Genomic DNA, 15,574 nt, shown 5'->3' on the forward strand with positions numbered 1-15,574 from the left:
ACCGTGCTCCCGGAGGCATCCGTGAGCGAGAGTCGTGTGATCGAGGTCGTTGCTGCCGTCATCGAGCACGATGGAATGGTCCTGGCATGCCGCCGTCGCCCTGAGAAGGCTGCGGGTGGCAAGTGGGAGTTCCCTGGTGGAAAGCAGGAGCCCGGCGAAACCCCCGCCCAAGCTCTGGTGCGCGAGATCTCTGAAGAGCTAGAGGTCGCGATACGTGTAGAAGGGTACCTCCGCACTGACGAGACAACCGTTGGCGACGACGTCATACGTTTGACGTGCATGCGGGCGCGATTGATCGACGGTCCGCCGGAGCGGAGCTCCGACCACGACGACCTCCGCTGGTTGGCTCCTGAAGAACTCCCGAGCATGGATTGGGCCGCACCGGATCTTCCCGCTGTCGCTGAACTTGCCGGCCGTCCAACTACTGAATGACCGCGAAAGCGTTGTCGTCGCGCACGATCAGCAGGATTCCCAGTTCGAACAGGAGTGCTTCAATGTGTGCCACAGGGCGCCCGGGAAGCAGAATGACAGGCGTGGCGCCCCGCCCTGAGAGTCGTACAAGCCGCGCGTAGTCGAGCACCTGTCCTATCGCTGCCCGCACGAATTCGCGCGCCGAGGACTTCTTCGCCTCGACGACCCAGCCAGACTCCTCGACATACAGGTCCGGTTCGATTGTGGCGCCGGCCGAGTGAAGTTGCAGACGTAGAGGAGTCTTTCCCTGGTTGCTGATCCACTCGCCGAAGTCGCGTTGAAGTTCAAACTCAATGCGGGACACGGTTCTCGGTCCGGGCGGCGCGGGAGCTTCGATGACCAACGGCGAAAAATCGGGCGGCGTCCACGGAGATTCCTGCACGGTATCTGTCGGTGTTGTGAGCGCGGGTTCAAGCTCCTCCATGTCGGCGTCTACGGGAATCAGGTTGAAAATGATCCCGTCACGGAGGTTCTTCTTCGAATCGGTGATCCGCTTGACGCTATAGGACGGCTGCCCTGTCGTGAACTCACCTATGTACGTGACCGAGGTGTTGCTTTTCGTGAACAAGCGAATCGGGCGCCCCTTCTCCGCTGCGTCTCGCAGAGCGCCGTTCCCATTCTTGAAGTGTTGATGCCCGACCTGTCCTTGGCCGGTGTACGCGAAGGACCCATCCGCTTGGAGCCCCTCGTACTTGTCGTACCCATGTTGGGCTGCGCTTCCGGGGTTGGTGACAATCAGGATGTCGGGTACGGACTTCGGGGTGATAATCCCACTCTGACGCTGCCCGCCGTACGCGGCATGGAGTTCCTTTCTGAGCACGGTGTCACCGATTTCCAGCGTCCAGATTCGTCGATCCGTGCGGTGCCCCGAGAGCCGAGCACGTAGGGCGTCAGCCCATTCGTGATCCAATTCCGGGTTGCGCGGTTCTTCCGAGCGCTCACCAAAATCGCGAAGAAGATCACGAATGCTGCTTTGACGAACGTTCAGTTCAAGTGACAGCTGTGCAATGGTGAGACCCACGAGACGCAGCATACCGATATGCCGGACGACATTCGCGCAATAACAAACCAGCAACACCGACGCCTTGTCTCACAGCGTTCTGCCAGGATTAGCGCATGACAACACCGAATGAGACCCCCGCCGGTTGGTATGACGACGGCTCGGGCCGTCAGCGCTGGTGGGATGGTCAGCAGTGGGGAGTGTTCGCGGATGAAGCCAGGGTTCCGGCTGTCGCGACGGCCCCGGCCCCGCTAGCAACGGGCGCGACGGGCCCCAAGAAGCTCAATGTGCTGGCACTTGTCGCAGCCATTGTCGCCGTGGTCGGCTTCATCTTCGCGTGTATTCCAGGCGCACTGATCCTTGGCTGGATTCTCCTGCCGATCGCCTTCATCTTGAGCATCGTGTCGCTGTTCCTCAAGGGCGACAAGAAGTGGCTCGGGATAGTCGGATTGATCCTCTCCATCGTCGGCACAATCGTCGGTGTCTTCGTTTTCCTCGGAGTCGTAGCGACATCGTTCGATGATGCTTTTGGCGGTGGTGACACGACAGTCACGCAGCTCGACGACGCGGAGGATGATGACGCTCCTGCCGACGACGAGCCTGCTGATGCAGAGCAAGGCACTCGAGAGAACCCGATCGCGATCGGGGCCGAGATCAGCAACAGCGAATGGGTGGTCGTTGTCAACTCGGTGAATCCCGACGGCAACGCCATCGTCTCTGATGCCAACCAGTTCAACGAAGTTGCTCCGTCCGGATCTCACTACGAGATCGTGAATTACACCATCACGTACAAGGGTGCTGACTCGGCCTCTTCGTCTGAAGTCACGGTAGACGTCGTGACGTCAGCGGGCAACGTGGTCAACAGCTTCGACAGCATGGTTGTGCTCTCGGACGAGTTCGGCTTCGAGGAGCTCTTCGCCGGCGCGGCAGTTACCGGTTCGCAGGCATTCCTGGTCCCCGATGGCGAAACCATCCTCGTTCGCGTGAGCCCTGGCTACTTCGCGGACGAGGTTTTCGTCAAGCCGTAACGGCCTGATCGATTGCTGAGGCCCCGAAAGCAGATGCTGTCGGGGCCTCAGCTGCATCGGTAGCTGTAGGCCTACTCAAACCCACCCGTCAACCGCCCCCGCATCCGCTGACTGCTCTCATTCATCCCAACGATCTCCACCGTCTTCCCCAGCGCCTGATACTTCGTCTCGATCGCATCCAACGCTGCAACGGTCGACGCATCCCACACATGCGACCCCGACAGATCGATGACCACCCGCGACGGATCGTCCGAGTACGAGAACAACGTCGTCAGGTCGTTGCTCGACGCGAAGAACAGCTCCCCGTCGACCACATAGCGAGCAACAGAACCAGAGACAGAACGCGACACCGTCACGAAGTGCGCCACCCGCCGCACGAACAGCACCGACGCGACCAGCACCCCGCCGACAACTCCGACCGCGAGGTTGTGCGTGATCAGCACCAGCACAACAGTCGCGACCATCACGAAGGTCTCGCTCTTCGGCATCCGCTTCAACGTCGACGGACGGATGCTGTGCCAATCGAACGCCCCGATCGCGACCATGATCATCACGGCGACGAGGGCTGCCATGGGGATCGTCCCGACGAAGTCGCCGAACACCACCACCAGCAGGAACAGGAAGAGCCCGGCGCAGAACGTCGAGATACGGGTCCGCGCGCCCGAGGCCTTCACGTTGATCATGGTCTGACCGATCACGGCGCAGCCGCCCATGCCGCCGAAGATCCCCGACAGCACGTTCGACACTCCCTGCGCCCACGCCTCACGGCTCTTGCGCGAGTGGGTGTCGGTGATCTCGTCGACGAGCTTCGCGGTGAGCAGCGACTCCAGCAGTCCGACGACAGCGACTCCGAGCGCGAACGGAGCGATGATCGTGAACGTCTCCCACGTCAGCGGCACGTTCGGGATGAACAGCTCCGGCAGGCTCCGCGGCAGCTCGCCCTGATCGCCGACGGTCGGCACGGTGATCGCGAACGTCAGCACGACGCCCGTCACGATCACGACCGACACCAGCGGCGCCGGCACGATCTTGGTGATCTTCGGCATCACGATCATCACGAGGATCCCCAGCGCCACCAGCGGATACACCAGCCACGGCACATCGATCAGCTGCGGGAACTGTGAGCTGAACACGAAGATCGCCAGCGCGTTCACGAACCCGACCATGACGCTGCGGGGGATGAACCGCATCAGCTTCGCGACGCCGACCACACCGAGGATCACCTGGAAGATGCCGGCGAGGATGACGGTCGCGATGAAGTAGTCGAGCCCGTACATCGGTGCGACCGGGGCGATCACGAGCGCGACGGCTCCGGTCGCCGCGGTCACCATCGCCGGACGCCCGCCGAGGAACGCGATCGACACCGCCATGATGAACGACGAGAACAGCCCGACCTTCGGATCGACGCCCGCGATCACCGAGAACGCGATCGCCTCGGGGATCAGTGCGAGCCCGACGACGAGTCCGGCCAGCACCTCGCGCGTCAGCATCCGCGGGTTCTTCAGCGCCGTCAGCACAGAGGGATTCGCCCGATAGCGGGCACGATCATCGACCGTCGTCACAGACATGGATGCTCCAGGGGAAGGCGCCTCGAGAATGAGGCAGACGTTCCAGCGTAGAGCGGATGCCGCGGGGGTCTCGCCGGCGCCTGTCTCGTGCGGGTACCGGGATCCTTTGTGGGAAGTGTCCGTGCGACCTGAATCGCGCCCGAGAGACTGTGCGCTCGGCTCGGCCATGTACACCTGCGTCGGCCAGATCTCCTGCAGAGGGCCGAGGGACGCGCGCATGGCCGCGCGAAGCGCCCGTCCCGATCCCGGATGCCCGAAGATCTCCTGAGATCTCCCTCTGGTCTACCGCGATCTACTCGTGTAGCGTTCGAGCAACCGCACCGGCGGATGACGCGTTCGAGGAGGAACGGCGATGACGAAGAAGGCCCTGAAGACGGTTGTGCCGAGAACCCTGTTGGCGGCGTTCCTGGCCATGGTGCTGGTCGCGGTCGCGGCTCCATCCGCGGTCGCTGCCGGATCCTGGTCAGCTCCGACTCCCGTGTACGCGGCTTCCTCGATCCAGAGCCCGGGTTACGCCTACGCCCCGTCGGCCATCGCCGGCTCGACCGAGCGGTCCTTCGTGTGCCACAGTCGCGCCGCCGGCGATGTGCGCGACGACATCTACCTCGTGAAGCGCACCGGATCGACGGTGACGTCGAGCACGTCGGTGCTGACGGCATCCGCGTCCGGCTGGGACTCGTTCCACATCTGCGACCCGAGCGTGGTCAGGGTCGACGCGACCCTCGCCGGGCAGGACTACGACTACGCGATGTTCTACCTCGGCAACGATCAGAACTGCTCCTGCCACAACCAGATCGGTGTCGCGTACGCCAACGGCCTCGACGGTCCGTGGGTCAAAGCTCCGAACCCGGTCATCGGCTTCCAGGCCGGGGCGAGCTCGTCCGAGTGGGGTGTGGGACAGCCGAGCGCCACGACCATCGATGCCGCAGCGGGAACGGTCCTGCTCACCTGGACCGAGGGATACTCGACCGGGACGGTCGCGAAGCTCGGGCAGGTGAGCCTGCTGTCGGGCACACCGACCGTGTCCGGTGTCGGCGCTGTTCCCACGGCCGGTCTCCTCGACAGCTCGGGCGCTGCGGACTTCCTCAACAACTTCGACATCGCCTACTCGCCGCAGCGCGACAGCTTCTACATGGTGCGCGAGATGCATCCGTATCCGACGACGAGTCCGAACTACATCTCCACCGCGGTGCAGGTGCTCAGCATCTCTGGCGCGGGCATGTGGTCCGGCACGGGAACCTGGGCGGTCGAGGGGCTGATCGACGCCTCGGTGACCGGGGCATCGCGCAGCCACAACCCGGGTTTCCTGCGCACGCAGTTCGGCACTCTCCCTGACGAGTCCCAACTGACGGTCTTCGTCACGACCTCGGCTCTCGACCCGAACTCGCTCTGGTCCTACGCGATCGTGCGCACGACTGCGAGCCTCTGACAGATTCACGACTGCTCGCCGCGCGAGCTCTCGTGCGACATCGTCTACTCGAGTAAACTGACTTGAGTGGCGCGACAGAAAGGAATGCGATGACGCATGACCACCCGGCGCCGCACAGGCGTCCGCTTCGATGGCTGGTCTCGGCCATGACAGCCGCCGCTCTCGGTACGGCACTCCTCATCGGGGTCGCTCCCGCCACTGCTGACACGGTATCCCCCGACGTCGACCCACCGGCTCCTGTCTCGACACAGCAGCTCGCCAGTGATGCGTCGCGCACACGGGCGACGGTCGCGTGGGACGCCTCGTCGCTGCAAGAGGTGTACGCACCGGCTGACGGCTTCTACTCCTACGCTCCGTCTGTCGTTCGCGACGGCGACACCGAGTGGATCTGGACATGTCACAACGACGAGTTCCGCGTGATCAAGGACCACATCTACCTGACGAAGATCGTCGACGGCGTCGTGGTCGATTCCCGGTCGGTGCTGCAGGCGTCGGCCGCGCCGGCATGGGACAGCTTCCACGTGTGCGACCCGAGCGTCGTCGAGGGGAAGTTCCGCTATCTGGGTGTGAAGTACTCGCTCGCGATGTTCCATCTGGGCAACGACCTCGACGCGAGCGCGCACAATCAGATCGGTGTCGCGTTCGCGAACAGTCCGGAGGGCCCGTGGGTCAAGCTCCCCGAGCCGATCGTCACGTTCGACCGCGCCGATCAGTGGGGCGTCGGTCAGCCCACGGCGGTGATGATGCCCGGCAAACCGGGCACGGTTCTGCTCGGCTACACGCAGGGCGACACCTCGACGCGCGCATACGTAACCGAGGTGGATCTGAAGAAGGCCGAGTCCTTCACGACGACCACGCCCGTGCAGCTGCCGACCGCGGGCCTGACCGGTACCGACGGCGCAGCCGACTATCTCAACGGTTTCGATCTGGTCTTCGACAAGAAGGGTGATCAGTTCCTCGCGGTGCGCGAACAGCATCCGTACGCTTTCGACAACCCGTGGTGGATCGGGCCCGCTGTGCAGGTGGTGACCATCCCGCAGCGCGATCTGCTGCGCGGACGGGGAACCTGGGCACCCGTCGGCGACGTGAACGAGTCGCTGACCGGCTTCGACCGGAACCACAACGCCGGCTTCGCGCGCGACTGGACAGGACATCTCGCGGCGAAGAACGAGGTGTCGGTCGTCTTCACGACGAGCTGTTCGAGCCTGCCGACGATCGACGATCAAGACTGGAGTCTCGCCACCTGTGACTCGCTCTACTCCTACGATCTGTGGTCGATCGATGGTGCCCTGAACAGACGACGATGAGCAGCTGCGGGGCCGACCCCGTCGCCGAGTCGGCCCCGCACACGTCCGAGCCCTGACCAACGGCTATCCTTTTCCCCAGCAGAAAGCGCCCCATGACACTCCCTCACGAAAACGCGGCCCCCCGCCCCGCCACCCGCACCGATGTGGCGAAGATGGCGGGCGTGAGCGCGGCCGTGGTGAGCTACGTCGTGAACAACGGACCCCGTCCGGTCGCGGCCTCCACCCGCGAGCGGGTGGAGGCCGCGATGGCACAGCTCGACTACCGGCCCAACGCCGTGGCGCGGGCGCTCAAGCTCCGCCGCGCGCAAGCGGTCGGGGTGGTCGTGCCAGACGTGAGCAACACGTTCTTCGGGGCGCTGGCGCGCGAGCTGTCGAACCAGGCCTTCGAGACCGGCTACGCACTTCTGCTCGGCGACGCCGACAATGACATCGAACGCGAGCGCGCACAGATCGAGTCGCTCGTCAGCCATCAGATCGACGGCCTCATCATCACGAGTCTCGAGCCCGGATCCGTCATCGACGCACGCGGCACCCGCACCGTGTTCCTCGGGCAGCGCACGCGTCCCGGCCAGACGTCGATCATCGTCGACAACGTGGGCGGGGCTCGCATGGCCGTGGAACACCTCGCCGGGCACGGACGTCGGCGCATCGCACATCTCGGCGGCCTCGAAGGGCTGCCCGGTGCCGAGGAGCGAGTCCGGGGCTGGCACGACCAGTGCGCGGAACTCGGCCTCGACACCGACGACGGGCTCCTCGTCCGCTCGGAGTTCACCCGCGCCGGGGGACTCGAGGCGGGACGGACGCTGTTCGCGGGAGCGCAGCATCCGGATGCGGTGTTCGTCGCCTCCGATGTTCAGGCCTTGGGGCTGCTGGCTGCTGCGCGTGAGCGCGGGATCCGCGTGCCCGAAGACCTGGCCGTGATCTCGTTCGACGGCACGGATGACGCCGTCTTCAGCGATCCGCCCCTCACCGCCGTCGAACAGCCGATCGCCGCGCTCGCCGCGGCCGCGCTCGACGCGGTGGTCGGATCGCAGCAGGTCGAGTCATCGATCGTTCCGGTGTCTCTTGTGATCCGGTCGTCCTGCGGCTGCGCTCACGATCAGCAGTGAGCGCTGCAGAGCGCAACACGCGCGGCTAGCCCCGCAGCCATCGGTCGAGCTCGTCGCTCGTCGGGTACGACGACTGCGTGCCCGGCCGTGTGGCGGCATGGGCGCCGACCTGAGTAGCGAAGAGGGTCGCCGACTCCAGCGTGTCTCCGGAGGCGAGTCGCGCGACGAGAGCGCCGGTGAATGCGTCTCCGGCGCCGCTCGTATCGACCGCGGTCACGACGCGGCCGGGCGCACGGAAGACGCCGGATGCGGTGACTGCTGCCGCGCCGTCGGCTCCGAGCGTGACCACCAGAGCCGGCACGTCGAGTCGGGCGCGTGCCTGCAGCAGCGCGGTGTCGGAGGAGCTGTCGACGGAGGTACCCAGGGCGTCGATCAGTTCGTGCTCGTTGACGACCATCACGTCGATGGAATGGGCGAGAGCGTCGGGGATGCGGCGGTACGGCGACGGGTTGAGGACGAAGCGCGCGTGTGCCGCGAGCGCCAGATGCGCGGCGGCGATCACGGCTTCGTCGGGGATCTCGAACCCGCTGAGAACCCAGGCTGCGTCGTCGCTCACCACGTCGTCGGCGGTGACGGTGGCGTTCGCTCCGGGGGAGATGACGATGAGGTTCTGGCCCTCGTCATCGACGAAGATCACCGCCTCGCCGGTCGCGTCACCCGCCCGCCGGTGCACGCCCGTCACATCGACACCGGACTCGGCGACCGCATCGAGCAGCAGCGTGCCGGCGGCATCCGCTCCGACAGCTCCGACCAGACGCACGTCCGCCCCGAGCCGGGACGCCGCGACCGCCTGGTTGGCACCCTTGCCGCCGGAGGCGACCGCATGGCCGGTGGCATGCAGCGACTCCCCTTCTCGCGGGAGGCGACCGAGGGAGTAGGTGCGGTCGAGATTGAGGGATCCGACCACGACGATCTGTGCGTTCATCCCTTGAGTCCTGTCGTCGAGAGCGATTCGGTGTACTGCTTCTGGAAGAACAGCAGCAGGATCATGGGGATGATGCTGAGCACGAAGGACCCGGCCATGATCTGTCCCAGATCGACCGTGAACATCGTGCTGAGGTTCGCCAGCGCGATCGGGGCGAGTTGGCGTTCCGGAGAGGTGCCGATCAGCAGCGGCCACAGGTAGGCCTGCCACTGCGATAGGAACAGCATCATGCCGGCGCCGATGAGCGCCGGCTTCGACAACGGGAGCACGATGCGCCACAGCGTGCCGAAGGTGCCCAGGCCGTCGATCTCCGCGGCTTCCATGAGCTCCGACGGGATGCCGAGGAAGAACTGCCGCAGCACGAAGATCGCGAACCCGTTGGCGAGCGCGGGAAGGATGAGCCCCGCGTAGGAATCGGAGAGGTTCCACCCCTGGAAGAGCGAGGAGAGGGGGATCGCGATCGCGTCGAACGGGATCATCGCCACGATCACGATGAAGCTGAACACCACGCCCCGCCCGCGGAACCGCATGGTCGCGAGCGCGTAGGCGGCGGGGATCGCGATGAGAAGTCCGAACAGGATCGTCGCCCCGGCGACGAAGAAGCTGTTGAAGAGACCGAGCACGAACGGTCCGCTCAGGAGGCCCGTGTAGTTGGTGAGCTCGCCGCCCCAGGGGATGAACGCCAGCCACGACAGCGGCGTCATGTTGTCGACGTAGGTGTTGCCCGGTCGGGTCGATGAGACGAACACCCACCAGAGCGGCAGGAAGATCGCGACGGCGATCAGGCCTCCTGCGATGGACAGCGTGATCGTGGCGCCCCTGGATCGCCTCATGACTTCTCCTCGCGAAGCAGACGGAACTGGATGGCGACGATGATCGAGAGCAGGAGCATCAGGACGACGACCTCGGCCTGCCCGACGCCCAGATCGTTCAGCAGATACGCCCGGTTGTAGATGTCGTACATGATGAAGTTCGTCGCGCCGTTCGGGCCCCCTTTGGTGAGCACCTGGACCGGCGCGAAGACGAGGAAGGAGCCGACCGTGCAGGCGATCAGCACGAACGACATCGGCCGCTTCAGCAGCGGCAGCGTGATGGCGAAGAGCCGTCGCCACCATCCGGCGCCGTCGAGTGCCGCGGCTTCGTACAGGCTCTCCGGAATGTCCTTGAGGCCGGCGATGATGAAGATCATCCAGTAGCCGATCGCGCCCCAGGTGACCATGATCCCGATCGAGAACGCGGCCTGGTTGGCCGAGGTGAGGAACGGCTGCGGCGGCAGGCCGATCGTCTCCAGGATGCTGTTGACGAGACCGTCCGGCTGGAGCGCGGTCGACCAGATCAGCGCGACGACGGCACCAGGGACCGCCGCGGGAACGAAGATGAGCGAACGCCACAGCCCCACGAGCGGGACGTTCTGCACGGTCAGCAGGGCGAGTGCCGCCGACAGCACGACGATCGCCGGGTTCAGGACCAGGTTGAACAGCAGGGTCACGCCGAGCACGGCGTGGAAGCCGGGGTCGGTGAACAGGTAGGCGTAGTTCTCGATGCCCGCGAACGACGTGGTGCCCGTGGCGAGCGACGTGCTCTGGAAACTCTGCCCGACGGCCGTGATCATCGGGAGCACACGCAGGAAGAACAGCGCCAGCAGAGCCGGGGCGAGCATGAGCAGCGCCATGGCTGTGGTGCGTGCGGCGCGGCTGCGCCGGGTGGGTGTGCGGCGGTCGGGGGTTCGGAGAGCGGCGGAACCCGTGGGTCCCGCCGCTCCCGCCCGACGCTCTCGCGTCGTGGTGCTCATCTGTCCTACTTCAGTCGGGCGATCTGCTCGGTGATCTCTTTGTCGGCCTGCGCCGCACGCTCCGCCGGGTCGGACCCGTTGCGGATGTCGGAGAACATCTGGTTGGCCCCGGGTTCGAACACGCTGTAGCCGACGACGACCGGCCGGTGCACCGCGTTGTCCTGCAGCTGGTACTCCATGATGTCGCCGAACGGCGCGGAGGACTCTCCCGCCGTGCTGCTGACCCGCTCGGCGTACTGGGCGTACGCGTCCTTCGTGGTGGGAGCGATACCGGCGACCTCAGCGGACTGGGCGTTGCCGGTGGCGTCGATCGTGATGTAGCGGAGGAACGCTTCGGCGGCGTCCTGGTTCTCCGACTTCTCGGCGATCGCGACGCCCCAGGAGTCCGTCGCCGTCGCCCGCTCGCCACCGTCGAAGTAGGGGGCGGGAGCCATGCCCCACGCGATGTCGCCGTCTTCGTTCACGGCCACGCCCCAGGGGCCGGAGATCATGAACGCGGCCTTGCCCGTCTGGAACAGCGCGCCGTTCTTGTCGTTCGTGATGCCGCGCGGAGACAGGCCCTCCTCGAAGAGGCTGTGGTACCAGGTCAGCGCGCGCTGCCATCCGTCGTTCGAGAAGTCGACGACGCCTTCATCATCGATGCCGTCGCCGCCTCCGGCGGATCGACCGAGCATCTGCAGCTGGTAGTACGAGTCCCACTGGTCGAACAGGAACGGGTATTCGGCCACTCCGGAATCCTGCACCGTGCGGGCGGCCTCCGTCAGCTCCTCGTACGTCCACGGATCGCTCGGGTCGGTCGACGGCGGCTCCACTCCGGCTGCGGCGAGCAGATCGGCGTTGTAGTAGAGGAACTGCGACGTCGTCCAGGGCTCGATCGCGCGCAGTGTGCCATCGACCTCGCGCGCCGTGACCATGCTCTCCGATACGGATGCCGCCAGGGCGTCCTCTTTGAGAGCACTGAGGTCGGCGAGGAAGCCGCGGTTCGTCCAGTCGAGCAGCCCGCCCCCGGCATCCACGACCATCACGTCGATGCCGCCGCCTCCGCCGCCGAGACGCTGGTTGATCGTGCTCGTGTACTGCGCGTAGGGGATGTTGAGCTGCTTGACGGTGATGTTCGGGTGCTCCTTCTGGAACGCCTCGATCACCGGCGTCCAGGTCTCTGCGGGATCGGCGTTGGCGAAGGTGAGCGTCACCGCGCCGTCGCTGTCGCCGCCCGCAGACTCGCCGCCCGCGCAACCGGTCAGGGCGAGGGCGAAGATGGTGAATCCGGCGACGACGGTCGCACGCATCGGGTTCGTGTGCATGTGCTGGTCTCCTCGTTGAGTGTGATGCAGGTGTCAGGTAGGGGTGGAAGCGGACGCGCGCGGACCGACTGTCGTGTCGATCGATGCGGTCTCGGTGGAGGCGTCCGCCGCGGCGAGGATGCGATCGACGATCGCGGTGCCGACGGCGTCGACGTCCATGTCCGTCACGATCGAATGGAGGCCGTCGGGGTCCGGCTCGAAGAGTGTGCGGCCTTCGGGCGTCACGGTCACCGTTCCGGCTGCGATCTCGAACAGGTCGGGGCGGGCGAGCGTGAGCACGGCGATCGGATCGTGCGGGACGTTGTAGTCCTGCTCGGCGAATGCCCAGAACCTGGTCATCTCGGCCGCGACCATGGCGCCGAGTGGGCCGGCCGCGCCGATGCGTGCAAGGACGTCGCTGCCGAGGCGCACGCGCTCGGTCTGCTCGAGGCCGACGGCGAGCACCGGGACGCCAGATGCGAAGAGGGAACGTGCGGCATCGATGTCGCACTTGATGTTGTGCTCGACGATCTCGCGGCGGAAGTCGCCGCCCATGATGACGACCTGGCTCACGCGATGACCTGGCTGCCGCGTGACGGCGGCCGCATTGGTGAGCGGGCCGATCGCGACGACCGTGGCGCTCGCGCCGAGCAGGTCGATAGCGGAGAGCGCGGAATCGAACACGTGGCCGTCGAGGTCGGCGATGGTCGATCCCTCGTGGCCCGGCCACCAGACGGGGCGACCCGACTGCGTCTCCGCGTTGCCGGCGGCGATCGGCGGAGGCGTGAGACCAGCCGCGTGGTACGTGGCAGCGACGATTCGTGCGCGAAGCCCGACATCGCCGTAGACGGTGGCGACCCCGACGACGTCGAGCTCCGGCGAGCCGAAGATCATGGACAGGGCGAGGAGGTCATCGACATCCGTGCCGATGTCGGTGTCGAGGACGAATTCTCTCGACGGACGACCGAGGTTGCGGTCTGCCGTCAGCGGTGACTGGCTCATGTGTTCCTTACGCGACGGGACCCTCGGGTGGGTCTCGAGAATGGTGCTGATACCGCGATGCTACTCGAGTAGATAACGGGTTGCAAGATGCAATCTACTCGAGTTGAATGCGGCTTCTTCGGGAGGAGGACGGATGTCAGGACCGTAGTTGAGCGATGGTCCGCGAGTCAGGCCTTCCACCCCGTCCGCACCTGCGCCATGATGGGACGACCGACCTCCAAGGAGACCGTCTTGTCACTCGCTCAGACCCCACCGCAGACCTCCGCACTCGCCGGAGCCCCGGTGATCGCGAGGATTCGACGGGTTCTGATCCTCGCGGTGGTCGCCGCCCTGGTCTACCCGATGTTCATGGTCGCCAGTTCCGGGTACTGCCCGGGCGGCGTGGACGGAAACGGCGGCTTCATCGATGCGTCCGGCCAGCCGGTGGACGAGGCTCTCCCGTGCGTCCAGCTGACGCTCGGTCCCAGCCCTCTGGTCTACGTCGGGATCGCGCTGATCGTCCTGCTGGCTCTCGGCCGCGTGCTGAGGGCATCCGACGAACCCACTGCCCTGCGCACGCTGGACCGCGCCGCCATCGGAGTCGGTGCGCTCGTGGTCGTCGCGGTCATCGTCTCGGTGGTGTGGTTCAGTCTGATCCCGCTCGACCAGTTCTCCTCGGGCTCCATTTCCGTGTTCAGCCCGTTCCCGTTCGGCGTCATCGACGTCGACGTCACGCCCATGACCGAGTCCTGAGTCCGGGGTGAGGCGAGGCCGAGCAGAGGATGGTTTCGCAGTGAGAGCGTCGGCGACCGCTTCCTGCCGAGATGAGAGCGTGCGCGCACCACGCGCCGTCGCCACTCTCCTCGCCATCGTCCTCAGCGTCACCGGATGCTCTGGGATGCCGGGAGGGGGTCCCCTGCAGATCGGCGGAGATCCCGGGGCATACTGCGTTCCTGGTGATCCCGACCGCGAGATCGGATTCGGCGCTGCCGGCCTGCTCGCCGGCGACGCTTCCGCAACGATCGCCTCTGTCGATCTCGTGGATGCTGACGGGCTCCGCCTGGCGAGTGCGTACGTAGCGCCGCTGAGCGAGGGTCAGGTGGGTTTCGGCACGTTCTTCCCCGAGGACGAGGATTCCGAAGGCTGGTCGAACCGGGATGACCCTGCCGGGTATGTGGTCGAGCCGGGGGACAGCGTCAGCGTGATCGTGATCGCGGCCCGCATCGGAGCATCGGACGGAACGGCGTCGAAGATCCGTGTCACCTACGACATCCGAGGAACGACGTATGACGCGTTCACATCGACCGAGATCGCGATCAAGGAGAGCTGCCCCTGAAGCGGGCGCCTCAGATCAACCCGGGTTGATCGCCCCGCCTACCGCCCCGCCCGCACCCGCAGCCCGAACGCGACCGCCGCCAGCGCGATCACGACGACCCCGTACCCGACGCACACGGCCTCGAGTCCGACGACGCCCACGAGTGCTCCGGCGACCACGGCCGGAACGCCGAAGGCCAGGTACGCGAGGAGGTAGATGACGGCGAAGGTGTCGGCGCGCTGGGTGGCCGGGATGCGCGGTGCGAGCGAGCCGACCACTCCCGAGAACGCGGTGCCGAAGCCCATGCCCGTGACGGCGGCGGCGACGAGGTAGAACGGCAGCGACTCCACCCCGAGCGCGATCAGCGACAGCAGGGTGCCGACGGCGAGGGCCGAGGTGCCGAACAGCACCATCGACCGGGCGGCGATCTTCCGCAGCACGAACGCGGTCACTGCGCCGACTCCGGCGAGCAGCACGACGCCGAGTCCCTGCCAGACGTGAGCCTCGCCGCCGAGCTCGCCGCGCACGATGTTGGCGCCGAGCGACAGGAACAGTCCGCCGGTCGCCCAGCCCGCGATCACGGCAGGGGCTCCGCGCCAGAAGTCGGCGCGGATCTCGGAGGGGATCGACAGGCGGAAGCTCAGCGACGCCCACACCCCCGGCTTGCGGGGCGCGGTCTCGGGGATGAGGAAGAACAGCGCGGCGAGCACGACGTATGCGGAACTCAGCGGAGCGAACACGTCGAGCAGCGCCTCGCCGCTGACGTCGAGCATCACGGCGGAGGCGAGTGCCCCGAGTGCGAGTCCGATGCCGGGGCTGAGCGCGTTCCAGAGGGCGGCGACTCCCGGACGACCGCCGGGCGCGAAGTCGAGCACGGTCGCCGACAGCGCCGAGATCAGCAGACCGCTCGCGATGCCCTGCAGGATACGGGCGAGGAACAGCACCGCGACGGCATCCGCGTGCCAGAAAAGGATCATGCTCCCTGCCAGCAGCAGGAACCCGGCGATCGCGACCGGGCGGCGGCCGATGTGGTCCGAGAGGGATCCGGCCGTGAGAAGAGTGAGCAGCAGTGCGACGGCGTAGACCGCGAACACGGCACTGATGACGATCGCGTCGAACCCGATGTCCTGCGCGAGCACCGGATAGAACGGCGACGGCGCACTCGCCCCGACCATCATCAGGATCTGCGCCACGATCGCCAGCACGAACCCGAATCGAGCGCGCGGGCGGGTCGGCGCCGGGGCCTGCCCAAGGGGCGTGGATGCCGTCGGCACGACGATCGGCGCGGTGGTGGTCATGGCGGCTCCTCATAAGGTTCGAGAATCATCGAACTATCGGAGCGTACTCGCCATCCGCTAATTGTTCA

Annotated in this window: 15 protein-coding genes; 7 read left to right on the forward strand and 8 right to left on the reverse strand. The window is 66.2% G+C overall.

Features of this window, described 5'->3' with window-relative positions:
* Nucleotides 1-36: 36 nt before the first annotated feature.
* Nucleotides 37-432 (forward strand): (deoxy)nucleoside triphosphate pyrophosphohydrolase, encoded by a 396-nt coding sequence (locus FB560_RS17755; RefSeq protein WP_267901925.1) that lies wholly within the window; start codon nucleotides 37-39, stop codon nucleotides 430-432.
* On the opposite strand, the gene FB560_RS17760 is transcribed toward FB560_RS17755, so the two are convergent.
* Complete coding sequence (locus tag FB560_RS17760) at nucleotides 422-1,492, reverse strand: hypothetical protein (RefSeq protein WP_229672980.1); 1,071 nt, start codon at nucleotides 1,490-1,492, stop codon at nucleotides 422-424. The two genes, FB560_RS17755 and FB560_RS17760, sit on opposite strands and share 11 nt — an antisense overlap.
* Before the next feature lie 95 nt (nucleotides 1,493-1,587).
* Here FB560_RS17760 and FB560_RS17770 point away from each other — a divergent pair, with 95 nt between their 5' ends.
* On the forward strand, nucleotides 1,588-2,499 hold the full coding sequence (locus tag FB560_RS17770; protein ID WP_229672984.1) for a DUF2510 domain-containing protein: 912 nt from the start codon (nucleotides 1,588-1,590) through the stop codon (nucleotides 2,497-2,499).
* Nucleotides 2,500-2,570: 71 nt separating this feature from the next.
* On the opposite strand, the gene FB560_RS17775 is transcribed toward FB560_RS17770, so the two are convergent.
* Nucleotides 2,571-4,067 carry a SulP family inorganic anion transporter gene (locus FB560_RS17775; RefSeq protein ID WP_141874044.1) on the reverse strand — a complete coding sequence of 499 codons (1,497 nt, stop codon included), beginning with the start codon at nucleotides 4,065-4,067 and terminating at the stop codon, nucleotides 2,571-2,573.
* Nucleotides 4,068-4,419: 352 nt separating this feature from the next.
* Between FB560_RS17775 and FB560_RS17780 the strand changes: the two genes are divergently transcribed.
* The 3 genes from FB560_RS17780 to FB560_RS17790 all read left to right on the forward strand — a co-directional run bounded on the left by FB560_RS17780 (nucleotide 4,420) and on the right by FB560_RS17790 (nucleotide 7,912).
* Nucleotides 4,420-5,496: a hypothetical protein gene (locus FB560_RS17780; RefSeq protein WP_141874045.1), complete on the forward strand. Its 1,077-nt coding sequence runs from the start codon at nucleotides 4,420-4,422 to the stop codon at nucleotides 5,494-5,496.
* Between the two features lie 89 nt (nucleotides 5,497-5,585).
* Nucleotides 5,586-6,803, forward strand: coding sequence for a hypothetical protein (locus FB560_RS17785; protein WP_141874046.1), 1,218 nt, complete (start codon nucleotides 5,586-5,588; stop codon nucleotides 6,801-6,803).
* A 92-nt stretch (nucleotides 6,804-6,895) separates the two neighbouring features.
* Complete coding sequence (locus tag FB560_RS17790; protein ID WP_141874047.1) at nucleotides 6,896-7,912, forward strand: LacI family DNA-binding transcriptional regulator; 1,017 nt, start codon at nucleotides 6,896-6,898, stop codon at nucleotides 7,910-7,912.
* A gap of 25 nt (nucleotides 7,913-7,937) precedes the next feature.
* Here the strand turns inward: FB560_RS17790 and FB560_RS17795 are convergent, their stop codons facing one another.
* From FB560_RS17795 to FB560_RS17815, 5 genes are read right to left on the reverse strand one after another with little or no spacing between them, the layout of a single operon-like run.
* Nucleotides 7,938-8,837, reverse strand: a complete 900-nt coding sequence (locus FB560_RS17795) for a ribokinase (RefSeq protein ID WP_141874048.1) — start codon at nucleotides 8,835-8,837, stop codon at nucleotides 7,938-7,940.
* Nucleotides 8,834-9,670: a carbohydrate ABC transporter permease gene (locus FB560_RS17800; protein WP_141874049.1), complete on the reverse strand. Its 837-nt coding sequence runs from the start codon at nucleotides 9,668-9,670 to the stop codon at nucleotides 8,834-8,836. The genes FB560_RS17795 and FB560_RS17800 overlap by 4 nt, the downstream gene beginning before the upstream one ends.
* Complete coding sequence (locus FB560_RS17805) at nucleotides 9,667-10,629, reverse strand: carbohydrate ABC transporter permease (RefSeq protein ID WP_141874050.1); 963 nt, start codon at nucleotides 10,627-10,629, stop codon at nucleotides 9,667-9,669. The genes FB560_RS17800 and FB560_RS17805 overlap by 4 nt, the downstream gene beginning before the upstream one ends.
* A gap of 5 nt (nucleotides 10,630-10,634) precedes the next feature.
* Complete coding sequence (locus FB560_RS17810) at nucleotides 10,635-11,933, reverse strand: ABC transporter substrate-binding protein (RefSeq protein ID WP_141874051.1); 1,299 nt, start codon at nucleotides 11,931-11,933, stop codon at nucleotides 10,635-10,637.
* Nucleotides 11,934-11,966: 33 nt separating this feature from the next.
* Entirely contained in the window at nucleotides 11,967-12,914 is a 948-nt protein-coding gene (locus tag FB560_RS17815; protein WP_141874052.1) for a nucleoside hydrolase, read from the reverse strand.
* 231 nt (nucleotides 12,915-13,145) lie between these two features.
* On the opposite strand from FB560_RS17815, the gene FB560_RS17820 reads away from it, so the two are divergent.
* Both FB560_RS17820 and FB560_RS17825 read left to right on the forward strand, forming a co-directional pair.
* On the forward strand, nucleotides 13,146-13,646 hold the full coding sequence (locus tag FB560_RS17820) for a hypothetical protein (RefSeq protein ID WP_141874053.1): 501 nt from the start codon (nucleotides 13,146-13,148) through the stop codon (nucleotides 13,644-13,646).
* Between the two features lie 79 nt (nucleotides 13,647-13,725).
* Nucleotides 13,726-14,229 carry a hypothetical protein gene (locus tag FB560_RS17825; RefSeq protein ID WP_141874054.1) on the forward strand — a complete coding sequence of 168 codons (504 nt, stop codon included), beginning with the start codon at nucleotides 13,726-13,728 and terminating at the stop codon, nucleotides 14,227-14,229.
* Nucleotides 14,230-14,267: 38 nt separating this feature from the next.
* On the opposite strand, the gene FB560_RS17830 is transcribed toward FB560_RS17825, so the two are convergent.
* Complete coding sequence (locus FB560_RS17830; RefSeq protein ID WP_141874055.1) at nucleotides 14,268-15,506, reverse strand: MFS transporter; 1,239 nt, start codon at nucleotides 15,504-15,506, stop codon at nucleotides 14,268-14,270.
* Nucleotides 15,507-15,574 lie beyond the last annotated feature (68 nt).

It is taken from the genome of Microbacterium saperdae, assembly GCF_006716345.1.
GTDB classification, from domain to species: domain Bacteria; phylum Actinomycetota; class Actinomycetes; order Actinomycetales; family Microbacteriaceae; genus Microbacterium; species Microbacterium saperdae.